The 23,935-nt window shown below is 52.5% G+C and carries 21 protein-coding genes and 1 tRNA gene; 14 read left to right on the top strand and 8 right to left on the bottom strand.

What is annotated here, in order from left to right:
* Positions 1-20: 20 nt before the first annotated feature.
* Both AB1598_11920 and AB1598_11915 read right to left on the bottom strand, forming a co-directional pair.
* Positions 21-509, bottom strand: coding sequence for a ferritin (locus AB1598_11920; protein MEW6145715.1), 489 nt, complete (start codon positions 507-509; stop codon positions 21-23).
* Positions 510-710: 201 nt separating this feature from the next.
* Positions 711-881, bottom strand: a complete 171-nt coding sequence (locus AB1598_11915) for a hypothetical protein (GenBank protein ID MEW6145714.1) — start codon at positions 879-881, stop codon at positions 711-713.
* Positions 882-978: 97 nt separating this feature from the next.
* Between AB1598_11915 and AB1598_11910 the strand changes: the two genes are divergently transcribed.
* From AB1598_11910 to pheA, 10 genes are all read left to right on the top strand, one after another.
* Complete coding sequence (locus AB1598_11910) at positions 979-2,262, top strand: MFS transporter (protein MEW6145713.1); 1,284 nt, start codon at positions 979-981, stop codon at positions 2,260-2,262.
* A 320-nt stretch (positions 2,263-2,582) separates the two neighbouring features.
* Positions 2,583-4,082, top strand: coding sequence for a chromosomal replication initiator protein DnaA (gene dnaA / locus AB1598_11905; protein MEW6145712.1), 1,500 nt, complete (start codon positions 2,583-2,585; stop codon positions 4,080-4,082).
* A gap of 231 nt (positions 4,083-4,313) precedes the next feature.
* The gene (dnaN, locus tag AB1598_11900) at positions 4,314-5,414 is read left to right on the top strand and encodes a DNA polymerase III subunit beta (GenBank protein ID MEW6145711.1); all 1,101 of its coding nucleotides are present in this window, start codon (positions 4,314-4,316) and stop codon (positions 5,412-5,414) included.
* 65 nt (positions 5,415-5,479) lie between these two features.
* Positions 5,480-6,223, top strand: coding sequence for a ComF family protein (locus AB1598_11895; GenBank protein MEW6145710.1), 744 nt, complete (start codon positions 5,480-5,482; stop codon positions 6,221-6,223).
* A 217-nt stretch (positions 6,224-6,440) separates the two neighbouring features.
* Complete coding sequence (locus AB1598_11890) at positions 6,441-7,793, top strand: PilN domain-containing protein (GenBank protein MEW6145709.1); 1,353 nt, start codon at positions 6,441-6,443, stop codon at positions 7,791-7,793.
* Between the two features lies 1 nt (position 7,794).
* Positions 7,795-8,394 (top strand): type 4a pilus biogenesis protein PilO, encoded by a 600-nt coding sequence (gene pilO / locus AB1598_11885; GenBank protein MEW6145708.1) that lies wholly within the window; start codon positions 7,795-7,797, stop codon positions 8,392-8,394.
* Between the two features lies 1 nt (position 8,395).
* Positions 8,396-9,286 (top strand): type II secretion system protein GspN, encoded by an 891-nt coding sequence (gene gspN, locus AB1598_11880; protein MEW6145707.1) that lies wholly within the window; start codon positions 8,396-8,398, stop codon positions 9,284-9,286.
* Positions 9,287-9,332: 46 nt separating this feature from the next.
* Positions 9,333-9,599, top strand: a complete 267-nt coding sequence (locus AB1598_11875) for a cupin domain-containing protein (protein MEW6145706.1) — start codon at positions 9,333-9,335, stop codon at positions 9,597-9,599.
* A gap of 121 nt (positions 9,600-9,720) precedes the next feature.
* Complete coding sequence (locus AB1598_11870) at positions 9,721-10,242, top strand: bifunctional nuclease family protein (GenBank protein ID MEW6145705.1); 522 nt, start codon at positions 9,721-9,723, stop codon at positions 10,240-10,242.
* A 132-nt stretch (positions 10,243-10,374) separates the two neighbouring features.
* Positions 10,375-11,460, top strand: coding sequence for a prephenate dehydratase (pheA, locus tag AB1598_11865; GenBank protein ID MEW6145704.1), 1,086 nt, complete (start codon positions 10,375-10,377; stop codon positions 11,458-11,460).
* A gap of 96 nt (positions 11,461-11,556) precedes the next feature.
* Here the strand turns inward: pheA and pnpS are convergent, their stop codons facing one another.
* Together pnpS and AB1598_11855 are read right to left on the bottom strand one after the other, a co-directional pair.
* Positions 11,557-13,326: a two-component system histidine kinase PnpS gene (gene pnpS, locus AB1598_11860; GenBank protein ID MEW6145703.1), complete on the bottom strand. Its 1,770-nt coding sequence runs from the start codon at positions 13,324-13,326 to the stop codon at positions 11,557-11,559.
* Positions 13,327-13,333: 7 nt separating this feature from the next.
* Positions 13,334-14,023: a response regulator transcription factor gene (locus tag AB1598_11855; GenBank protein MEW6145702.1), complete on the bottom strand. Its 690-nt coding sequence runs from the start codon at positions 14,021-14,023 to the stop codon at positions 13,334-13,336.
* 171 nt (positions 14,024-14,194) lie between these two features.
* On the opposite strand from AB1598_11855, the gene AB1598_11850 reads away from it, so the two are divergent.
* Positions 14,195-15,592: a porin gene (locus AB1598_11850; GenBank protein MEW6145701.1), complete on the top strand. Its 1,398-nt coding sequence runs from the start codon at positions 14,195-14,197 to the stop codon at positions 15,590-15,592.
* A 283-nt stretch (positions 15,593-15,875) separates the two neighbouring features.
* On the opposite strand, the gene AB1598_11845 is transcribed toward AB1598_11850, so the two are convergent.
* A complete protein-coding gene (locus tag AB1598_11845) occupies positions 15,876-16,604 on the bottom strand; it encodes a metallophosphoesterase family protein (GenBank protein ID MEW6145700.1) in 729 nt (242 codons plus the stop codon).
* Positions 16,605-16,920: 316 nt separating this feature from the next.
* On the opposite strand from AB1598_11845, the gene AB1598_11840 reads away from it, so the two are divergent.
* Positions 16,921-18,480, top strand: coding sequence for a hypothetical protein (locus AB1598_11840; GenBank protein ID MEW6145699.1), 1,560 nt, complete (start codon positions 16,921-16,923; stop codon positions 18,478-18,480).
* Between the two features lie 124 nt (positions 18,481-18,604).
* Here AB1598_11840 and AB1598_11835 read toward each other — a convergent pair whose 3' ends face one another.
* Both AB1598_11835 and purH read right to left on the bottom strand, forming a co-directional pair.
* The gene (locus AB1598_11835) at positions 18,605-19,195 is read right to left on the bottom strand and encodes a DsbA family protein (GenBank protein ID MEW6145698.1); all 591 of its coding nucleotides are present in this window, start codon (positions 19,193-19,195) and stop codon (positions 18,605-18,607) included.
* 160 nt (positions 19,196-19,355) lie between these two features.
* On the bottom strand, positions 19,356-20,918 hold the full coding sequence (gene purH, locus AB1598_11830; GenBank protein MEW6145697.1) for a bifunctional phosphoribosylaminoimidazolecarboxamide formyltransferase/IMP cyclohydrolase: 1,563 nt from the start codon (positions 20,916-20,918) through the stop codon (positions 19,356-19,358).
* A gap of 298 nt (positions 20,919-21,216) precedes the next feature.
* On the opposite strand from purH, the gene AB1598_11825 reads away from it, so the two are divergent.
* Positions 21,217-22,296: an MlaD family protein gene (locus tag AB1598_11825; protein MEW6145696.1), complete on the top strand. Its 1,080-nt coding sequence runs from the start codon at positions 21,217-21,219 to the stop codon at positions 22,294-22,296.
* A 539-nt stretch (positions 22,297-22,835) separates the two neighbouring features.
* On the opposite strand, the gene AB1598_11820 is transcribed toward AB1598_11825, so the two are convergent.
* A tRNA-Gly gene (locus AB1598_11820) sits at positions 22,836-22,911 on the bottom strand.
* Between the two features lie 94 nt (positions 22,912-23,005).
* Here AB1598_11820 and murQ point away from each other — a divergent pair.
* Entirely contained in the window at positions 23,006-23,902 is an 897-nt protein-coding gene (gene murQ, locus AB1598_11815) for an N-acetylmuramic acid 6-phosphate etherase (GenBank protein ID MEW6145695.1), read from the top strand.
* Positions 23,903-23,935: the final 33 nt, after the last annotated feature.

Raw genomic sequence — 23,935 nt, 5'->3', positions numbered from 1 at the left:
CCCTCACCTGCCGCAGGGCGTTAGCCCCTCTGTCCCAGCTGACCGTCGAGGAGCAGAATTGCGGAGCTGTTATCCCCCGCGAATTTAAGCTTGTCCAGGATCTCGGTCGCGTTCTTTTCCTCTTCCACCTGCTCGTGTATGAACCAGTGGAGCTCTACGGCGGTCGCGTGGTCGTTTTCGTTTATCGCCTTCTCGTAGAGCTTGTTTATCATCCCCGTGACCTCTCTCTCGTGGTCGAGCACCTGCTGAAACATATCGGAGAGGGATTTGTATTTGGACAGGGGTTTTTCTATCGCCTGAAGGACGACATGGCCGTCGCGGTCTATGACGTAATCAAAGAGCCTCATCGCATGCTCGAGCTCCTCAGAGCTCTGCTTCCGGAGCCATTTCGCAAAACCCCTCAGGTTTATAGACTCACAATGTGCGGCCATGGAAAGGTAGGTGTATGAAGCGAAGTACTCGTTCTTGATCTGGTTGTTAAGCGCGTCCTGAATTTCCTTGCTGAGCATGCCGGCCTCCTTTGAATGTCGGTAATTTAACTTAGGACACCTTAATAATTCGGCGCCTGAATATCATTAAAATTATCCCATAAAATGAGCTCAATCTCAAGTAATTATCATTTGGGAATGATTACCATCTAATTAAAGCCTACTGTCAATATGCCGGTATAACTACCTTTTTATGAAAGATGCTGCTGACTCAGGGAGCATTCACTGCCTCCATTTCCTGGCCGTAATATAATAAAACCCGAGGAGCCCCCCGATGAGCCAGACAATAAGCCCGAGGTCGAGCCTGCTTTCCAGATCAAATAAAGGGAGCCCGAACACAATGAGAAGGCAGAGCGGGGTCCACAGGAGAAAAAAAACAAGGAGTCCTATCATCCGGGATTTCTTTCCTTTTAATGCGTTTCCAATAATAATACTGGACTGAAACCGGGTCTAAGTATAAAGCCTCCCGAATGAGACCGGTTAAATAAACGTGCCCGACATCGCAGGAGTCAAGAAAAAGAAAAAAGAGGTCCTGAGCTGGTGCCTCTACGACTGGGCATACTCATCGTTCGCCACGATAATCATTTCCGCGGTGCTCCCGGTTTATTACAGCCGGGTAGCGGCCGAAAACCTGTCAGGGAACACCGCTACCGTGTACTGGGGTTATACGACCGTCATCGCGCTTATCGTGTCCGTGCTTCTGGCCCCGGTAATGGGGGCCGTCGCAGATTACTCGGGGATCAAAAAAAAGTTCCTCCTCGTATTCGCGGCAATCGGAATATTCTCGACTGCGCTTCTCTACTACGTGACAAGCGGGGACTGGCTCCTGGCGTCCCTCCTCTTCGTTTTCGGGAATATAGGTTTTTCCATGTCCGAGGTCTTCTACAACTCGATCCTCCCGAGCGTCGCCGCTCCCGAAGAGATCGACCGCGTCTCCGTCAAGGGTTACGCGCTCGGATACCTCGGGGGAGGGATACTCCTTGCCCTCGACATAGGCATAATACAAATCATGGAGGACAAGGCGCTCGCCACACGCATCTCCTTTATCACCGTATCCGTTTGGTGGGCGCTCTTCACGATACCCCTCATCGTTAACGTCAGCGAGCCTCCCGTGCCGAAGCGCAAAAAAATAGACGGCAGCGTTCTGACAGCCGGCTTCAAAAGACTTTCGGCCACGTTCTCGGAGCTGAGGAAATACAGGGATCTCTTCCTATTCCTCGCGGCCTTCTGGATCTACAACGACGGCATAGGGACCATAATCAAGATGGCGACTATATACGGGGCCGAGATAGGCATAAGCGAGACCGCACTCATAGGGGCCCTCCTCATGACACAGTTCGTAGGAATCCCCTTCTCGTTCGCATTCGGAAGACTGGCCAGGTTTATAGGCGCAAAGAATTCGATAATGCTCGGGCTTTTCGTCTATACGGTGATCTCGGTCGCAAGCTATTTCATGGAGACGGCACTCCACTTCTTCATACTCGCCTTCCTCGTGGGAACGGTCCAGGGAGGAACGCAGGCGCTGAGCAGATCACTCTACGGCTCTATGCTGCCCAGGGAGAAGACGGCCGAGTTCTTCGGGTTCTACGGCATGAGCTCCAGGTTCGCCGGGATAGTCGGGCCCCTCGTATTCGCCGTGGTCGCTCAGCTGGCCGGGTCGAGCAGGCTCAGCATTTTTTCTCTCATCGTGTTCTTTATAGCGGGCGCCCTCATACTGAGCCGCGTCGACGTCGAAAGAGGCGTTCGCGCTTCACTCGACAAAAGCCCTGTTTAACGGCTCTCCCGTGATCCGAGCCCTGAAATTCCTCTTTTTGTGGAGTCAAAAATATCAATCTCCGCAAGATGGTTGCGCCCTTCGGAAGCCTCACCGCCCGCTCCCGAAAAATGCCTCCCGATCTTCAACTATAGAGCGTAACGAACGGAAATCTAAAGATAAAAAAATAATACTTGACAATATATTTTTGCATCTGTTAGGATGTAACCTACGGATTTGGGTGGGGCTTAATTCACATTCTAAAACTGATTAAATAACTATCCACACGGTGTTGATGGATTGTGGATAAGTTATCTCTTGATTTGGAGGAGCAGAGGACATTGGCCGCTAAAAGAACGCCCCTGAAGCATAATCTCAGAACGCTGTTTACTGACAAAAAGGATGACGGAAAGGGACTCGAGTTTTTTATAGGACAATCGTTCCGGCCCACCAAGCCGCACCAGGCAGGCGAAGGCCCCGAACACAAGCCTGTCGTCTGGGACCGTGTCCTCGAAAGGATAAAAAAGAAATCAAATCCCCAGGTGTTTTTCTGGTTCGCGCCGTTAAAACCCGTGTCCGAAACGGGGGATTCCCTGACGCTCCGGGCGAACAGCGAGTTCGACAAGGACTGGATAAACAACCACTATCTCGAATTCATCGGCGATACGATAAGGGAGATCTACGGAAAATCCGTCACCGTAAAAATCGTCACGGCGGAGGATAGACAAGCCTCAGGGGAAGAGAAGAGAGCCAAGGACGAGCCCGCGGACTCGAAAGACGCCGTACCGGCCAAGCTTTTCACCGGCACGCTCAATCCCAACTATTCATTCGACAGGTTCATAGTCGGCCCGAGCAACCAGTTCGCGCACGCGGCCTCGACCGCCGTCGCAAGAAAACCCGGAGAGGCGTATAACCCGCTATTCATCTACGGGGGCGTGGGGCTCGGAAAAACGCACCTCATAAACGCGATAGGCAATTACATCGTCAAATCCACGTCGAACATGGCCAGGGTATGCTGCATCTCGGCCGAGCACTTCACCAACCAGGTAATCAACAGCATCAAGTCGAACAAGATGGAGGAGTTCAGGAACAGGTACAGGTTCGGGTGCGACGTGCTGCTGATCGACGACATCCAGTTCATAGCGGGGAAGGAGAGCACGCAGGAGGAATTCTTCCATACGTTCAACACCCTCTATGAATCGAAAAAACAGATAGTGCTCACGAGCGACAAGTCACCGAAGGATATGTCGTACCTGGAGGAAAGGCTGAGATCGAGGTTCGAATGGGGCCTCATTACAGACATACAGCCGCCCGAAACGGAGACGAGGATAGCTATCATCAAGAACAAGGCCGAGTCCGAAGGGATAATTCTCCCGAACGAGGTCGCGCTCTACCTGGCGCAGAACACGACATCCAACATCAGGGAGCTCGAAGGAACGCTCACGAACATCATCGCCCACGCCAAGCTGCTCAAAACCGAGATAACCCTCGACCTTGCAAAGGAAGTGTTAAGGACCATACTGAAACAGCAGGACAAGAAGTTCCTGAGCATAGAGAGCATTCAGAGGGAAGTGGCCAACTTCTTCGGTATAAGGGTGCAGGACCTGAAATCCGACAAAAAACAGAAGAACATCGCCGTGCCGAGGCAGATTACAATGTACCTCGCCAGAAGGTACACCGGGGCTTCTTACCCGGAGATCGGGGAAAAGTTCGGGGGTAAGGACCACTCGACCGTAATACACGCGGTCAAGAAGATAGAAAACAACCTCGGTAAAGACCCGTCTCTCGAAAACACGGTGAAAACGCTGTCGAGAAAAATAGAGAGCCTGATAAGTGGATAGGAAGTGCAAAACTATGTGGACAGATTTGTGGAGAAATCGCAGCTCCGCATTTCAAGACAAAATCTGTGGATAGATGTGGATAAAACCCCGTTATTGCCAACAGGTTTATAAACATAAAATTCCTTTTAATAGAGATATGTTTTAGTGCTTTTCAACAATTTAACAGGCTCTACTACTATTACTACTGATATACATATAATATGATTGAATACCGTAGCAGGAGCAGAAACTATGAAGTTTAAAACTCGAGCGGAAGACTTTTCACTCAAACTGGGGCTTGTTCAGGGGATTTCGGAAAGGCGAGCCACCATGCCCGTGCTTTCTCACGTCCTCTTGAACGTCAACAAAAACAGGATAGGTATCTCTGCCACCGACCTGGAAACGACAATGAGCACGTGGTCTCAGGCAGATGTGTCGAAGACGGGCAGCATTGCGCTCCCCGCGCGCAAGCTGTACGAGATCGTGAAGGAGCTCGAGACAGGCGATATTGAGGTCGAGGAAATCGGGAACCACTGGGTCGAGATAAGGGCCTCGTCCGCGGTATTCAAAATAGCCGGACTTCCGAGCGAGGACTTTCCAATTATCCCCGAGCTCCATTCGGACAATCTTTTTTCCGTGGAGAGCGCACTGCTCGAAGAGATGATATCGAAGACTATTTTTGCCGTCTCTCCGGACGAGCTGAGGAGGAACCTCGCGGGCATCTTCTTCGAGGAGGCGGGCGGCAAGAGCCTTAGGCTCGTGGCAACGGACGGACACAGGCTTTCGCTCGTGGAGAAGAGCATAGACAGCAGGGTAAAGTTCGGCAAAGGCTTCGTCGTACCCAAAAAGGGCGTGGCGGAGCTGAGGAAAGTCCTCAAGCTTTCGGACAAGGTCAGGATAGGGGCCGGCGACAACTTCTTCATGGCTGAAGGGGAGGACATAATACTCATAGCGAGGCTCATAGACGCTGATTTTCCCGACTACCGCCAGGTGACGCCCGAAGTCACGAAAGCGACGCTTACCCTCGACAGGAACGAGTTCCTGAAAGCCCTCAAAAGGGTCTCGATACTTTCATCTGAGAAAACGAGGAGCGTGAAGTTCGTTATCGCCAAGGGCGGCATGACGCTCATCTCCGTTTCGCCTGAAGTCGGCGAGGCGAAGGAAACGGTGCCCCTCGATTATTCGGGCGAGCCCATGGAGCTGGGTTTCAACGCCAGGTACCTGATGGACGTGCTCGAGGTGATCACGGGCGAAAGAGTTCAGATAGGGTTGATCGATGAGCTGAGCCCCGCTGTCCTCAAGCCCGAGGGCGACGAGGTTTATTTGTCGGTAATAATGCCGATGAGGGTATAGGGGGGTCTTTTTCGTGTCCCCGGCGCCTGAGGGTCGTATCACGGTTCGGTTTAAACCCCTGAATAATGCTCGATCTCATATTTCCGAATATATGCTCGACGTGCGATATCCCGGTCGCGGACAAGAACCCCGTCTGCGTGAGCTGCTTTTCGGAAGTGAAGTTCATTAGCGACTTTTCCTCATGCGGCAGGTGCGGGACTCCGTTCGGTTTTTTCAGCGCCGATCATTTTGATGCCGATGTTACGGCCCCGTCGCCCGGCGGACCGGGTCACCTGTGCGGCAGGTGTTTGAGGGGGAGTTTTTCTTTCGAGTCCGCCCGCTCTGTAGTCCTCTACGAGGGTAAGATCAGGGACATGATCCACGAGTTCAAATACGAGGGCAGGCTCGGCTTGGAAGGTTTTCTCTCGTCCCTGCTGTTGGATAATTTCCCTTTTCCCAAGGGCGGCTTCGACCTCGTGGTTCCCGTTCCGATGCACATGAGCAAGCTTAGGAACAGGGAATACAACCAGTCGGCCTTCCTCGCTCATAACCTCGCGCGGAGGAGAGGGATCGAATGCGACCTGCTCACGTTTAAAAAGATCCGGGATACCCGTCCCCAGATCGAGTTCAGGAACGAAGAGGATAGGCGAAGGAACGTAAGGGGGGCGTTTTCGGTCACATCCCACGGAGCATTTAAGGATAAGTCGATACTGCTAGTCGACGACGTTTTTACGACCGGCTCCACATCGGATGAATGCGCACGGGAGATACTCAAATCGGGCGCCTCCGGCGTTTCGGTATTCACGTTATCGAGGGCAAAGGGGTTATAGAATCTATTTGACTTTAAAAGGGCTTTACTTTAGATTTAAAGGGCTGGATTAAGTAATTTACTTAAACATGTACGGCAGATTCGCAGGGCTTGATATAGGGAAGAAAGATGCAAGGATATCCTTGATTAAAAGAGGATTAAGAGATGTCCAGCTTCTTCAGACCATACGTACGAAATCTTCAGAATTTACTCCTAACTCATCCGAAGCATTGAATGATGTGTTCAGGGAATACTCACTTCCCAAGGGTGACCTGGCCGTTTCCTTATCAGTCGACCCGATCTCTGTGAGGGTGATAAAATTCCCCTTCGTCGACCCGAAGAAGATAGACCAGGTGTACGGCTTCGAGCTCGAAAACATATCCACTTTCGAACCACAGGATAAGTGCCACGCCTATCATCTCGTGAGGGGCGAGGGCGGCGCCGAGGCGCTCGTATGCGTATTCGAAAAGGAGGAAGTCGCGTCCGCCGTGGGCTATTTCAATAAAGCCGGGATCGACCCGAAGATCGTCACCTACACGCCCATTGCGTTAGGGGCCCTGAACGAGCTCCTCGAGGGCGTAAGGCCCGTTATGCTCGTGGATATAGGCGAAGGGGACATGAGCTTTGCGCTTTTCGATGAAAACGGACTGAAGCGCGTGAGGTCGTCGAGGAAGCCGATCGAGTTCTTCGTCGAAAATCTGTGCGGTTTGAGAGGGGTTTCGACAGACGAATTCGGGTTCTCCAAAGCCGAGCTTTCGGGGGAAGGCGGCGAACACCTGAAGCAATGTCTCGCGCCCGTGATAAGCGAGATTAAAAAAACGCTACATTTTTTCGAGACGGAGCTCAGAGAGAAGATAAACACTATCCTGATCTCGGGGGCGGTTTCCCAGGCGCCGGGTATAGCGGATATTTTTAAAAAGGAGTTCGGGAGGGATGTGAAGAAGCTCTTTATCCCTGATCTCGGTTCGGAGAATTCCCAGTTATACGCGAGGTCTTACGCGCTCGCCCTTTACGGGAGCTCGTTTAAGAGCGGGTACCTTAACTACAGGAAGGACGAATTCAAGTACGTTGGCTCCGACCGGGAGCTCAGAAGGGTTTTCATGGCGCCGGCGATCCTTTTCGCCCTGCTTCTCGTACTTCTCCTGTACAGCAGCGCATCGAGGTATTTCGAGCTAAAAAAGGAGGTCAAGGTCCTCGAGGCGGAGATCGCCGAGCTCGTGAGGGACACGTTTCCCGAAGTGAAGGTGATTCCAAGGCCGGTCCAGTTCATGGAAACCGAGGTGTCGAAGCAGAGGGAAAAGCTCATGACGATCCGGGGGGTCGAGGGCGCGAGCACGCCGCTTGAGGTGCTGAGGGACATATCCCAGAGCTTGCCCGCGAGCATGAAGCTCGTCGTGAACGATATTAAATTCGAAAGCGATAACAAACTCAAGATACAGGGGGTATGCGATTCTTACCAGGAAGTCACGGAGATAGAAGAGGCCCTGTCCAAATCCAAAATATTCGAGTCCGTGACGAGGAATCAGACGGGAAACACAGTCGACGGTAAAACCAAGTTCGAGCTGTCACTGGTGGTAAAATCGGAAGTGTGACATGGATATAGGTTCTGCAGGCGGCGGTATTAAAAGGGCTTTTAGCGAACTGCGCGAGAGGGTTTCGCGTCTTTCTTCGTCCGAAAGGGACGTAAGGGCTGTGAGGGTCGGCCTAGCCGGTCTCTGTCTGCTTATCGTTTATATAGTCTTTCATACCTTTTCTTCCGGCACGGAGCGTCTCGAGAAGCAGGTCAAGCAGCTCGAGACCGAGCTCGTGAGGATAGAAAATCTCAGGAGCGAATACGAAGGCTCGAAGAAGAGGATAGAGGAGCTATCGCGCAGGATAAAAAAGGAGAACGAGCCGCTCATATCCGTCGTGGAGCAGATACTGCTGGACGAGAATATAGACAGAAAGAATTTTTCCATAAAGGATGTAAACTTAAGAACAGCGGAGTCCGAGGATTTTTATGAGGAGAAAAGCATCGACGTCGAGCTTAAGGACCTCTCGCTCAAGGACCTGGTCGATATATTGTACAAGATTCAAAATACGCCTTCGTTCCTCAAGGTGTCTAACTTGAATATAAGCACCAAGTTCAACAAATCGGATTCCATGACCGTCAAGCTTAGGGTGTCGACGTTCGAGTTCAGGGAGCTCGGCTGATATGAGGGAAAAGCTCATGAAACTGAGGCACGTGAGGCCGCTCTCCTACGCTGTGTTCTTCCTGGCGGCGTTCCTTGTTTTTCTCTTTATAACCTTCCCGGGCGACCTTATAAAAAAACGCATCGTCGCCGAGCTCGAGAGCAGCACCCCCTATAAGGTGGAGATAGAGAAAGCAAGCGTTTCTCCCCTGCTGAGCATAAGGCTCGAGGGCGTAAAGCTCTACAAAACGAAGGACCGGTTCCTCGCTATCGACACCTTAAGCATAAGGCCGTCGGTCTTAGCGTTTATAACCGGATCCCGTAAATTCCCGTTCAAGGCCAAGCTTCTGAACGGAGAGGTTGAAGGCAGCGTGAGCATGGCCGGGTCGCGCGCAAAGGAAATAGATGCCACCGTGAAGCACGTCTCGATCGACTCGATGCCGGCATTGCTTTTATCCGACGGAGGCAGCCTGTTTTCACTGGGCGGCGTGATGGACGGCAGCATGCATATAGAGCTCGAGCCCGAGCCCAAGGGGGGATTCCAGTTCGAGATCGACAGGCTCGATATCAAGGATATTAAAGTCAAGGGAATGAGCCTCCCCAGCTTCACCGGCCTCAAGTCCCTGGTGAAGGGGAATATCGAAGGAAAGAGGACGAACATCCTGGCGCTCAACGTGACGGGCAAGGACATCAATCTGGAGATAACCGGCACCACTCCCCTCTTCTGGGAGATACCGAAGGGCGGCGTCATCGACCTGGGTTACCGCCTCGAGATGAAAGGCGACCAGATGGCCAAGTACAAAGCGCTCCTGACTCCGTACTTGGCGACACAGAGGGACGGGAGCCTTGGCGGCAAGATACTCGGCACGATAAAGAACCCGAGGTTCGAAAAGGGAACGATAACAAGGTTCTGACCGGCATCACTCGGCTTAATTCATCAATCAGCCCTGGCGGCGAGCCATGAACGAAAAGAGCCATGAGCAAAGGCTCCGCGATGAGGGGTTTTCCGGGATTTTCATGCACAGGGACCGCCCGAACGCCTATTACCCCGACCATACCCACAGCGGAATAACCGCACACATAGTACTCGAAGGCCGGATCACCGTGACCTCGGAGGGAAAAACCGTCACGTACGGGCCCGGTGAGAGGTTCGACGTTCCGGCAGGCGCGGTTCATTCAGCGAAGGTCGGTCCTGAAGGGTGCCTTTATATGATAGGGGAAAAATAGACACCGCTCCATTACTCTCAGTCAAGACGTTCGTGACGTAAAGAGGAAGCGTCTGCGTCTGGGCGCTCGCTTACTGATATTAAGGAGTTTGTGATATTCTACTTCCGGGAGGTATCTGCATATGGGCATCAGGACAAAATCCATGTGTGTTGCATTGGGCGTCATAGTGCTCGCGGCTGTTGCGGCTGCCCTCGGTGTGGAAAAAAAGAGCGATGACGCCCTTCAGGAGATGGAGATCGAGGCCCTCGGGTTCGACCGGGCGACCCAGACACCGATAGTCCTTCTCACGGACAAGAAAAAGGAGACTGTTCTTCCCATATGGGTGGGGCTCTGTGAGGCGAGGTCCATAGAGATCGGGCTTTCGGGAATGATACCGCCGCGTCCGATGACGTATGACCTTGTAGCGGCTATGGTAAGGACGCTTAACGCCGAGGTCAAGAGGATAATAATAACTGACCTCCGCGACCAGGTATTTTACGCACAGGTGGTCGTATCCGTAAACGGGAAGGTATCGAATATCGACGCCCGCCCGAGCGATGCGATAGCGCTTGCTTCGAGAATGAAGTCCCCCATCTTCGTGGATAAATCCGTAATCAGGAAGGCCGCCATCATGGATTCAGGCGTGCAGGAGAGGGAGCTATGACGGTTTCGGATAAAGCGGGAAACGCCCTTCACCCGCGCCTTACGCGGATATTTACAATCACTCAATCGGATTATTTGACATAATTTTCCCCTGTTGCTATCCTTGTCCCTAATTCTCCTCGAATAATAAATAATGGGCTCCTCTCAAGACCTCGAAAAACTCAGAAAAGAAATAGACGAAATCGACCGCGAGTTGCTGGATTTGCTGAACAGGCGCGGCGAGGTCGTGCTTAGGATCGGAGAGCTTAAGAACGAGAACAACGTCGGTGTATACGACCCTGTGCGCGAAAGGCAGATCGAAAGGAAGCTCATTGAGCTAAATTCAGGCCCGCTCTCGAACGATTCGGTATTGAGGGTCTACCGCGAAATCATTTCGGGCTGCCGTGCGCTTCAGCAGCCTCTCAGAGTCGCCTATCTCGGTCCCGAAGGCAGCTTCTCTCACCAGGCGGCTTTTCACGAGTTCGGCGGCTCTTCGGAGCTTATACCGTTAGGCAGCTTCCAGGACGTTTTCGAGGAGGTTGAGAACAGGAGGGCTTTGTACGGCGTCGTGCCGGTCGAAAATTCCATCGAAGGGTCGATAGGTATAGTCTTGGATCTGCTTTCCGGCACAAGCCTCACGATATCGGCTGAACTTTTCGAGAAAATAAATCTGTTCCTGCTCTGCAAATCCGGAACGCTCAAGGACGTCAAGGCAATAGCTTCCCATCCGCAGCCCCTCGCCCAGTGCAGGAAGTGGCTGACCAAAAACCTCCCGAACAGGAAGATCCGGGAGACCTCCAGCACCGCGGAAGCCGCGAGGCTCGCATCCCGGAGCAAAGGGGTGGCGGCAGTGGCCAGTGAGCATTCGGCGTCCATATATAAACTCAAGGTTCTCGAGAAGAACATCGAAGACAATAACTGGAATACGACCAGATTTTTCGTGATCGGGAACCGCACAAGCGCCCCCACGGGAGAAGACAGGACGTCGATCGTGTTCTCGCTCAGGGATAAGCCCGGCGAGCTCCAGAAGTCCTTTTTTCAGCCCTTCGCCGAGGCGGGGGTGAATCTGACCAAGATCGAATCGAGGCCTTCCAAGGAAAGGCCCTGGGAGTATCTTTTTTTCGTGGATTTCAAAGGGCACAGGGATGAAAAGGCGATAAAAAGCCTCTTAGAAAGAGTGGCTGAAAATTGTGTCTATCTCAAAGTCCTCGGGTCTTATCCCATCGGCAGGAGCGCCTGATTTATTCCCGGATACGAGCCGGGTTTATTTCTCCGAGAAATTACCCGCCGGTATCTGCCCGCCCCTTTGTATTCAGCCCCTCGCTTGAAGTGCGTCCTACGCCGGGAGCGTGATGCTGAACTTGCTTCCTTTCCCTTCCTCGCTATGCACCTCTATCTTGCCCCCGTGCATTATCACTATGTGTTTCACGATGCTGAGGCCTAGGCCCGTGCCTCCGAGGTTCCTCGAGCGTGTCTTGTCCACCCTGTAGAACCGCTCGAATATCCTCGGGAGGTGCTCCTTCGGTATGCCTATGCCCGTATCGCTGATCTCGGTCAGTATATGCGAGTTCTCCCTTGAGACCCTTACGTCGACCTTCCCGTTCTCAGGGGTGTACTTCACGGCGTTGTCTATAAGATTGATGAACATCTGTTCGAGGAGGAACCTGTTAGCCTTGATCTTATGCGCGTCCTCGTCGGTCCGGTAGGATATGTCTATTCTCTTTTCCTGCGCCTTTGACCTGAGCGCGTCGAGCGACGATTTTATCGATTCGTTGATATTTATCTCTTCGAGGTCGTTTGCGGCGCTCTCCCTGGAGAGGGAATCCCTGCTTTCGACCTCGGATAACACCAGCAGGTCGGATACTATATTTATAAGCCTGTCCGTGTGCCGCTTGATGATCCTGAGAAAGTGCTTTTGGTCCTCCGGGCTCTCATAGGCCTCTTCCTCGAGTGTCTCGGTATACCCCTTGATGGCTGTGAGCGGTGTCCTCAGCTCGTGTGAGACGTTCGCGATGAAATCGGCCTTTATCTTCTCGAGCCTCTTGAAGTCGGTTATGTCGAACATCACCACTATTACTTCTTTATCGGGGGAATCGAGGGGGATCACGTTCACGAAATAGTGCTTCTCGTCCGGGTAAAGATAGAATATCTCCCTCGAGTCGGGCGTCCAGTTCTCAAGCACGCTCTCGACGAGCTTCGTCAGCTCCCTGTTCCTCAGGATCTCCCAGTACAGTTTCCGCGTGGGGTCCTCCTTCAGGTTGAACATCTTTTTTAAAGCGCTGTTTATGATGATGACCCTGCCGTCGTGGGATACGACCATTACCCCTTCGCTCATTGCGCCGAGCACGGCTTCGAGCTGGTTCTTCTCCTTGGAAAGCTGCTTGAACAGCTCGTTGAGCTTTTGGGCCATTCGGTTGAGCGCTATGGAGATTTTTGAAATTTCCGATTTTCCGCCGCCGACAGGGATGCTTATGTCCAGGTTTCCCCTGGCGAGCTCTTCCGAAGAGTTTATTATCCCCCTGAGCGAGCGGGTAATGGTTTTCGAGAGCCCGAGCGAGAGGAGGAGGGCGAGCGCCGTGAGGATCGCGCCGAGATATATGACCTTCGTTTCTATGGGATGTATCGTTTTCTGGAGGAAGCTCAGCGGGAGGGACGTCCTTACGACCGCCTTGACCCTGTTCACGTTATCCCTGTACGGGACGGCTACATAGAGCATCTCCCTCTGAAGCGTCTCGCTGTAGCGGCTGCTTTCCCCGACGTCGTTCGCGATGGCTTCCCTTACCTCGGGCCTGTCCGCGTGGTTTCCCAATTCCGAGGGGTTTCGGCTTGAGTCGCCCAGCACCGTGCCGTTTTCGTCTATGACCGTGATCCTGACCCCTGTTTTCTCCCCGAGCCCGGATACCAGACGCTGGATTTCCTGACGATTGCCCCCGGCTATGGAGGGTTTCAGTATCTCGCCCGCGAGGGTTGCCGCGGTCAGGAGCCTTTCCTTGGTCAGAGACTTATCGTAGTCTTGCAGCTCGCCTATGACGAGGAAAGTGAACAGGAACAAAATAAGGAATATTATCAGAAAGCTGGAGATGAACTGTTTCCAGAATATGCTCAACAGGATCCTACTCTTCTAGTTTATAACCTATGCTTCTTACTGTTTTAATCATGTTCCCCGCAGCCCCCAGCTTTTCCCTGAGGTTTTTTATGTGCACGTCGATCGTTCTGTCGTAAACGAGCTTGTCATCCCCCCAGAGCCTTTTCTTTTTAAGGAGCTGGTCCCTCGTGAAAACCCTCCCCTTTCCGTCCGCGAGCACCTCAAGGATCTTGAACTCCGTCGTCGTGAGTAACACCTTTTCGTTATCCACCGAGACTTCATACTTCTCGGTGTTTATGGTCAATGGGCCTATCTTTATTATATTATCGTCCGATTCCTTGGCCCCGGTTCTACGCAGGACCGTCTTCACCCTGGCCACGAGCTCACGCGGGCTGAACGGCTTTACGATGTAATCGTCCGCGCCGAGCTCGAGCCCTACGACTACGTCCGCTTCCGAGGCCTTGGCCGTCAGCATGATTATGGGTACGGAGGCGGTCGTCGACTTGTTTTTCAGGATCCTGCAGATCTCGAGCCCGTCTATTCCGGGCAGCATGATGTCGAGCACCGCCAGGTCCGGGACCACGGATTCTATGTAAGAAAGAAAATCCCGCCCGTTATGGAACTCCTTTACCTTGAACCCCTCCCTTTTCAGGTGGTGGCTCACGAGCTTGACTATATCTTCTTCATCGTCCACTATCGTAATCAGTTTTTCAGTCATAGCACCTAACCTATTCTAAGTATACAGGAAACTACCCCTTAGATTAAACGATAAGCGGCTACTTGCAATAACATACGCCCCCCTTAACAGTACCTTAACATTAATTTCACATCAGATTAACGATTCCTCTCTATGATGTTCCCCAAATTCTCTAAAGGAGGAAGTCGAGAGATGAAGACGTTACTGAAACTGCTATTTATCGCGGTTTTGGTCCTGCCGCTTTCGGGCGTAAGCGCCAAAGCGCAGTCGACTAAACAGCAGATACAGGAATTGAAGCAGCAGATCGAAGCGATCCAGCGCCAGAATCAGCAGCAGATCGACCAGCTCAAGCAGCAGATTGACCTGCTCGAGAACGCCAGGCAGGCGGATCAGGAGCAGATCGCCGAGTTAAAGACGAAGCAGGAGACGGTTGACGAGGATGCGTGGTACAACAAGTTTATGGCCAAGTACGACAGCGGTTTCGTTTTTGAATCGACCGATAAGGCGGGTATGCCGTTCAAGATGAAATTCAGCATACTGGCCCAGATAATCGGCTCGGTCAACGATACGGACGGAAAAGATGTCGCGACCAACTTCCAGCTCCGGAGGCTCGAGCTCAAGTGGTCGGGTATCGCGTTTGCCCCCTGGTTCTATTATACGTTCATGATAGACCCCGCAAGCAGCTCCCTTATGAAGGATATGTATTTCACTGCCGCATATCAGAAGGAGATCGCACCCAGGATAGGCCAGTGGAAGGTCCCGTTCAACAGGGAAGAGCTCAACTCTTCGGGCGCTCTGCAGTTCATCGAGAGGTCGATCGTGAACTCCGAGTTCTCTCTCGAGAGGGACCGCGGTCTCGCCCTGGTTGGCGGTTTAGGTGCTAACAACAACGTTTCATACGGCGTGGGCGTATTCAACGGGGACGGTATAAACGGGACGAGCGTTGACTCCAACATGCTCTATGTAGGCAGGATACAGCTCGGTCTCGGAGGGGACGACGATTATAAGTTCGACGCAAACGGCACGTTCCCGACGGCCAAAGCCTACGAGATAGTTCCCAACTTCGCCAAGGAGCCTACTTTCACGGCGGGCGTCGGCGGCTCCGTACTGCCCGGACTCGACTGTGCTGTAAAGACACCCAACGGAGGAGTATGCGACAGGATAGCGGAGCTAGCGTACCCGTCGAGCGACTTCACTCAGTTGACTGCCGATTTGAACTTCAAGATGCGTTACTTCAACGTAGAGGGCGAATACGACGCCAGGTGGATTGCGCCTGACACGGGCCCTCAGGATACAGCCTTTGACCAGGGCTTCAGGGCTCAGGCCGGCGTGTTCCTGGTCCCCAAGACGGTCGAGATTGCGGCGAGGTATGCCCTTGTAGACTACGATACGAGCTCAGGGGTCGTCCCGCCCGACACGAGCGTGACCAGCAAAACTTGGGAATTAACCCCCGGTCTCAACTACTATATGTCTCATAACCACAAGTGGAAGCTGATGGCTAACTATACGTTCCAGAGGAACGAGTTCACCGAAGGCGAGCCCGACGTGGATGCGAACATATTCAGGGTGCAGGTACAGGCCAACTTCTGATCTGATCAGGGTCGGGGTTATTTAGGGAATAAAGAAAAATTAAATCATCTCCCTTTTTCATTCTGGCTCCGAAACCTCCGAAGCCCGGCACATGAGACGGCCTCATGTGCCGGGCTTCTTTTTAATCGACCGGCAAATTATACGAATAGACCGGCCGCGACCGGGGATAATGACTTTTGGGTTAACGCCTGGGTAGAAAGCCGATGCCCGAAGGAGGCATTAGTTCAATATTGGAGCCGAAGCACGTAGGGCGAATCCGTGCGCGGTATACGGTGGGACGGGCTTAATTTATAACGGATGCCGAGACCAGCATGGATATGAGCCTCGATTTAGCGCCGCAGGGCATCCCGCTCCTTTCGAGGTCCTTGACCGTTTTCTCGATGTCGTAGCTGATCCTTCTTATGGAGGCCTCTCCGTTCTCGATCACCCCATAGGATGCCCTCGGGTCGCGGTCCCTCGGCTGCCCTACGGAGCCGGGATTGAGTACCGTGGTATTCCCTATGGTTTTTACAAACGGTTTGTGAGAGTGCCCGGTCAGTATAAATTTTCGACTCTCGCCGCTTCCCGATTCATCCGGAGTTTCGATAGAGGGCTGATCACCCCGGACGACCATGTTATAGAATACATAGGAATAGGGGTCCGAGCCGTGCGCGATCTCGAAATCGATACCGTCTATCGAAAAGTCCCTGTCGAGAGGCAACCTCCTAAGGAACCCGACCTCTTCGCCCGAGAGAAAGCACTCGCCCCACTCCCTCGATATGTTGGAGAGCCTGCTGAGCTCCTCCGAGCAGTTGCTGCCCGTACCGAAAGCAAGCGCGTGGTCGTGGTCTCCCCTCACCCCCCAAAAGCGGGTTTTCGAGGATTTCATCAGAAAATTAACGCAGTTTTTGGGGTCGGGGCCGAAGTCCACTACGTCTCCAAGGAATATGAGCGCGTCGTGGCTTTCCCTGGCAAGGACCGCCTGGAGCGCGTGCCAGTTCGCGTGGATGTCTGAAATTATTAGAATTTTCATATTACCGGTATTATAAATCGGTACTGTTAACGGCGTATCAATATATTGTTAAGAATGCGTTTGGCCGGCGATATATTAAGACACCATATTTCCTACATTAATAATGGTGTATAATTAGGGCGTGTGATTTAGAGATTTTTTACATTTTTTCACATGGGAGCTAGATTTTTAAACAAAGTGTGTTAGAATGTGTGCAAGGGAGAGAGAAGAGTCGAGAGGGTTGCGGTATCAGTCGAAAAAACCTCTTGACAAAAGAGTTTAATTTATATAGAGTAAGCTCAGAACTTTAAAACTAAATCAAAGGAGGTAAGGAGAGATGAGTAAAGCCAAATGGCTTTTTATGTTTTTATTGGCTCTATGTATGGCCGTGCCTACGTTCGCTGTCGAACTCAGTTTGGGCGGCTTTCCGAGTTACATGCGTACGAGAGCGCGTTACATCGGTAACGCAACCTTTATATCTGCGTTGAGCAGACAGAACGCGATAGACCTCGGTTTCAACAATAATGATGACAATATATTTTTCGCGGATACCACTCTGCGCTTAACCCCCCAGCTGGTGCTCAGCGACGCAGTCACGATCCGGGCACAGTTGAACGTATTTGACAACAACATTTGGGGCGGTTCCACGACAGAGCTTCTTGGTGGACGCAACACTGTCGTCAATTCGAGCCTATCGTTCAGCGACAGGTTCAGGGGTGCGATCCTGACCGGTCCTTTAGCGATAGACGATCCGGGGTTCTTCGATGTAAGGATGCTCCATGCGGACATAGTTCTCCCCCACAACATCGGTTTCGTAAGGGTCGGACGCCAGCCATTCGACTGGGGTCTCGGAATTCTTGCGAACGGCGGTTGGGATCCCTACAGCGACCTCGGTTTCGTGCTCGACAGGTTCCTTTATCTTAAGTCTTTCGCAGCTGGCTCTTCGTCTATCACATTCGTATTGGTTTCGGATATATTCACACAGGGCAACAGCGTGGTTACCGGAAACGGAAACGGTTATGATATCGCAGCAGCGGCCCTTATATTCAACAGCCCGAACGTCGCCGGCGGTAACCTGACGATCGGCGGTTATGTGTTCCCGTACATCCACCAGGACTCGGTCGGAACTTTCCCGACGAGCGGTACGGACCCGGGAGTTCCGCCTAATTCAGGCGCAGCGACCAGCGGTGTAAACCTCGACCATCTGGTTCTATATTCCGGTTTGATCGATTACAAGACTGACCTCTGGAGGCTCGTTGGTGAAATGCAGGGAGCCTGGGGTGAGCTCAGCATAGCCGGAGTAGGTGATATAGATATAGACGCGTCCAACATTATCTTCGCGGCGCGCGCGGAAGTATATCCGGGCTGGCCGATGAAGATAGTAGCGGCCGAATTCGGCTGGTCTAAGGGTGATGACCTTAGCACGGGCTCGATCGAAGGTAGCGTCATATTCTTCAACCCCGCTTACAACCTCGACAACCTTCTTTTCAAGAACATGATCCCGAACATTTACCAGGTTGAGAGCAGCGTTTTCAACGCGTACTATGCGAGACTGTGGGGTACGGTAAAGCTCATCGACGAGCTTTCCTTCACTCCTCAGGTAGTAGTAGCTTTCAACGAAGAAACGGATAACCCCTACCCGGGTGTTGACAGCCTCGATACCTACATGGGTACGGAAGTCGAAGGTACGCTCACCTGGCATATGTATCCCGGCGTCAACCTCGACCTCATCGGCGGTATAGTGTTCCCGGGAAGCAGCTTGGATACGCTCCTCGAGGCGCAGGCGGCCAATACTCTCGCTGCCAACGAGGTAGAGTCAGACGGTGTTCGTTACGATGAAACGCCGTTCACGGTACAGGGCAGGCTGATGATCTTCATCGACCAGTTCTTTAAATAGAAATCACGGCGCCCGGGCGGAGACGGTACGTTATTTGTCTCTCACCGGTGTGATAAAATTAACCCCTTCTCTTGCTCGGCAAGGGAAGGGGTTTTTTGTTTTAAAGCTTAAATTGACGGAAACGTCAGGCAGTCCTCTCGATCGCTCTCCTGATCATGTGTCTCAAAGTTTCGAGAGACTGATTTCCGTAAACGGGGAATTTACCCATTATGAGAGTTGGCACTCCTGTCACTAGGTTTGATTGTGCGGCTTTTTTATTTTCCTCGACTTTATGGAACATCGTCCGTTTGCCGAGGCACTCCTCAAGCTCCGCGCCGTCGAGCCCCGCTTTTATACCTGCTTCAATTACTATCTTTAAGTCTCCGATATTTTTTCTGTCCGCGAAATAGGCTTCAAATATCGAGTCGTGGAAGCCCTTGAACCGGTTCCTCGTTTTTGCGAATTCAGAGGCTTCGAGGCTCAGCCTGGAATTGGTCCGGAAACCCGGGAGCGCTATCACAGTTCCGCTCTCATTCGCCGCGCCTTTTATCGATTCGACAGTTTTGATGGATTTCAGGGACCTGCTGCTCTTTTGGCCCTGACTTGGGATTTCCGGGTGGATCTCGATGCCCTTCCACTCGATATCCAGATCGAATTCGTTTGAAAGGGTCTCCAGGTTTTTCGAGGTGATGTAGCAGAAGGGGCAGGTATAATCGTAAAATACCGTAAGCTTCATTTATGGCTTATTATAGAGCACACGGGCAGCACCGTCAAAGCAGCGTCAGCCTATAGGTTAAGCCATGTGAGAGGAAATTGAAAAACGCAACTGCCGGCTTGGTCCTTGCCTGGAGCCCACAATCGGCCGTATGAATGGCTGGATTTGAGAAGTCTTTCCCTCAATGTTTGAAGTGCCTTACGCCCGTAAATACCATCGCCATGCCGTGCTCGTCGGCTGCGGCGATTATTTCCTTGTCCCTTATCGAGCCTCCGGGCTGTACTATCGCCGTGATTCCCGCTTTAGCAGCTTCGTCTATCCCGTCCCTGAACGGGAAGAAGGCGTCCGAGGCCATCACGGCGCCCTCTGTCGGCATCACGGCTTTGAATGTGGCGATCTTCACGGAATCGACTCTGCTCATCTGTCCCGCTCCGATGCCGACGGTCTGGCCGTTACGGGCGAAGACTATGGCGTTCGACTTCACGTGTTTGCATACCTTCCACGCGAATTTCAGCGCTTCGAGCTCTTCGTCGGTGGGCTGACGTTTGGTTTCAACCTTCATATCCCTGAAATCGTCGTTCACTCCGGTGTCCCTGTCCTGAATGAGAGCCCCTCCGACGACCTTCTTGAAATCGAGGCCCGGCCCGGTGTCGTTTTTGAGCGGCGGTGTTTTCATCACGCGTAGATTCCCCTTGCTTGACAGCACTTCGAGCGCCTTCTCCGAATAGCCGGGCGCAATGACCACTTCGAGGAACATGTTCGCGAGCTCGGACGCTGTTACCTCGTCCACGTCTTTGTTGAACGCCACGATCCCGCCGAATGCGCTCACGGGATCGCACGCCTTTGCTTTGAGGAACGCGTTTACCACGCTCTCATCGGTCGCGACGCCGCACGGGTTATTGTGCTTAACGATAACGCAGGCCGTCTCATGAAAGTCCTTTACAGCTTCGAGCGCGGCGTCCGTATCGTATATATTGTTCAAAGAAAGCTCCTTACCCTGGAGCTGGACCGAATTGGAAATGCACGGCTCGCTTACCTCCGGTAGAACGTAGAACGACCCCTCCTGGTGCGGGTTCTCACCGTACCGGAGCTTCATCTTCTTCTCCAGGTGCATTGTTATCGTAGCGGGGAATTTGTTTTTTCCGCCGTCCTTCTCGAGCCCGCCCAGATAGTTCGATATTGCGGCGTCGTAGCGCGCCACGTACGAGAACGCCTTTACTGCGAGCCTGAAGTTCGTTTCGGGGGATATCGCCCCCTTGTTTTTCTTGAGCTCCTTCAAAATGTCCTTGTAGTCCTCCGGGTGCGTGACAAGCGTTACGTGCTGATAGTTCTTGGCGGCGGCCCGAAGTAAGGTGGGGCCTCCTATGTCTATATTCTCTATCGCCTCGCCGAGCTCGACTTCTTCTTTTTTTATCACTTCCTCGAACGGGTACAGGTTGACGATGACCATGTCGATAGGCACTATCCCGTTCTCCTTCATCTGCTTCTCGTGTGTCTCATCGCCCCTGAGCGCCAGAATTCCCCCGTGCAGCTTCGGATGGAGTGTTTTTACCCTCCCCCCGAGTATCTCGGGGGAGCCCGTAAAATCCGAAATCTCCGTAACCTCTATTCCCCCGTCCCTGAGCCGCTTCGCCGTACCGCCGGTCGACAGGATCTCTATATCGTATTCCTTGAGACCCTTGGCGAAATTGCCTATCCCCTCTTTATCAGAAACGCTGATAATGGCTCTCTCAATTTTACTCATGATTACACTCCTTCCGAGGTGAGTTTATAGAACCATCCATTCCCTGAAGCCGTCTGCGATTTTTGGAAGTTTATATGTATTGCGCTCCGGAGAAAGTAATATTGTAGCGGAATGCTTGGAAATTCCAATAGACGCGCGGCAGTTATATTAAGTAATATCCGCGAGCATAGACCGTCGGCTTTGAGAATTTACCGTTTCTGACGTATAATTTTAACAATTAGCCTAATTGGGATTAAAATTTATTCAATATTACCAGCCTCTTTAATCGGGTTAATTAAGTTCTCGGGAGATCAGGTCCATGAGGAATCAGAGGGTATTGAATTTTAGAGTCGGTCTATTCGTATTAATAACACTGAGTTTATTTATACTGATCGTTTTTTTCCTGACAGGCGAGCAGCGCTTCTTCGAGAAGAGCTATACCCTCACCACCTCCTTCACGAATACCGCCGGCCTTATTAAGGGCGCGGCGGTCAGGCTCTCCGGCGTAAGGATAGGCGAGGTCACCGATATAGAGTTCTCCCCGAAACCGGTCGGCGATAAGGTGATAACGGTGACGATGAAGATAAGCAGGGACGGAATGAGCAGACTCAATCCGGACGCGAAGGCTACAATCCGGACCGAAGGGCTTTTGGGGGACAAATATATAGAAATAATTCCCGGAATTGAAAAGCCGCTTGCCAAGATCCCTGAAACCATGGAGATAGAGAGTCAGACTCCAATCGAATTCGCGAGCATAATCGGCCAGTCGGGCGATCTATTGGCTAACATCATAAGCATCTCCGAGAGCCTCGACAAGATAGTGAAGGCGTTCGGGGAGGAGGAGAATATTAATAATATCAGCAAGACCCTCGCCTCAGTCAGGGCGAGCTCCGAAGCTATTCAAAAAAACATCGAGGCTATCGAGAAGAATAACGGGATATTGAACACGATGATTTACGGGGAGAAGGACAAGAAGGGCAAGGCAGAGGAGAACGCTCTAATAAAGCTCAATAAAGCTGTCACCAAGCTCGACACACTGATCGACCAGATCAACAGGGGGGACGGCGCTCTCCACGATCTCGTTTACAACAAGGAGCTTTCGAGCGACATCAACTCAACAGTGGCTAATTTGAAAGACGCCACGGCCAATTTAAACGGCCAGGACGGTGCCATAACCGAGCTCAAGGAGACTATGTCTAATTTCAGGGAGATATCCGAGATGCTCAAGGGAGGGGAAGGCACACTCGGGGCTTTGCTCATCGACCCGAGCGTCTACGACAGCCTGAAGGGGCTTCTGGGCGAGGCCCAGAGGAGCCGCTTCGTCCGCGCCGCCGTTAAGTACTTCGTCGAGCAGGAAAAGGCCAGCAACGCGGAACAGGACAGCTCCTCCGCGAACTAGATTCTTAAGTCTTTCCTTTCTTTTTCCCCCTTAGAAAAAGGGCTCGTTTCGGCAACTCGTCATGGCATAGGCCGTGCCATAGCAGTGAGGGTTATGGAGGATCTTTTTTCTTACTTCCCTCCCCCTTTCTTATAAGGGGGAGGGTTTGGGTGGGGGTGTCACATTTCATTCCTACGTCCAACAAATCCCGTTCCTCCCGCTTGCGGCACGTCTCCCAGAGGCTATGAGCCGTAGGGGTGATCCGGCGCACACATTGTGTGTTCCATTGTTCCAGGCACCTACGGTGCTAAACCGACATCGTACCCTAACCCGTTCATCCTGAGCCTTTATTTTTTCCTTCCCCCTTGAGGGGGGAAGGTTAGGATGGGGGTGACACCCTACACTCATCTATCAGACCAAACCCGTTCGCCCTGCGGTCCCCCCGAAGCCTTAGCGAAGCCGGGAAGCTTGCCGAAGGCCGGTTCTTAATTTATTCTACAGATATTCCCGTCATTGTCTCAGCGGGTTCGAATCCGGTTTTATCAGGAATTTGTTTTAAATGGAGCGGGCGACGGGATTCGAACCCGCGACCCTAAGCTTGGGAAGCTTATGCTCTACCAGCTGAGCTACACCCGCTTCACCTGAAAATCTATTACATGAGCAGGGGATTGTCAACAAAAACACCCTCTCCGTATTAATAATTCGGTCTCTTCGGGATATAATTATCCCCGTGACGAAGAGCCGGAAGACAGGACACCTCCTTACAGAAAAAATAAACCCCCGCACAGCGCGCCTCGACGAATGCTCCCCCGATGAGATAGTCGGGCTCATACTGGCCGAGGACGATACAATCTCAGCTGCCGTCCGGAGGGAAAAACGGCATATCGCCGAGGCCGTGGAATTGATAGTCGAACGGCTCGGCCGGGGCGGGCGCCTCATATTCATAGGCGCGGGCACGAGCGGGCGTCTGGGCGTCTTGGAAGCGGCGGAATGCCCCCCGACATTCGGCACCGATCCGTCCATGATAAGGGCGATAATAGCCGGGGGCAGGAAAGCCGTCTGGAACTCTGTCGAGGGCGCGGAAGACTCAGCCAAGGAGGCGAGGAAGGAGCTCAAAAAAGTGGGGCTCGGCAAAAAAGACGTCCTCGTCGGTATAGCCGCGAGCGCGACCACCCCTTTCGTCGAGAGCGCTCTCTCGTACGCGCAAAAGAAGGGGAGCGGCAGGATACTAGTCACGTGCAACCCGGTAGACACGGAGGTCCCCGATATTATAATCTCGGTCCTCGTGGGCCCCGAAGCGATAGTCGGCTCCACGCGTATGAAGGCCGGCACAGCGACTAAAATGGTTCTGAACATGCTCACTACCGGGGCCATGGTCATGCTCGGAAAGACTTACGGCAACCTGATGGTGGACGTGCAGCCGCGGTCGGCCAAGCTCAGGGACAGGGCGAAGAGGATCGTGATGGAAATAGCGGGTGTGGACGAGCGGGAAGCAGGGAGGCTTCTCAGGAAATCCGGCTGGGACGTGAAGGCGTCTGTTGTAATGGCGAAAAAGGGCCTCGATTATAAAAAAGCGAAGGATCTGCTGCTGAAAAATAATGGATTTTTGCGAAGGGCGCTCGGGTAGCCTTCATTCCGTGTAATCGTTTTGAACACAGCC

This window comes from Thermodesulfobacteriota bacterium (genome assembly GCA_040754335.1).
Classification (GTDB): domain Bacteria; phylum Desulfobacterota_D; class UBA1144; order Nemesobacterales; family UBA2774; genus 2-12-FULL-53-21.
This window is presented reverse-complemented; position numbering and strand designations above follow the sequence as displayed.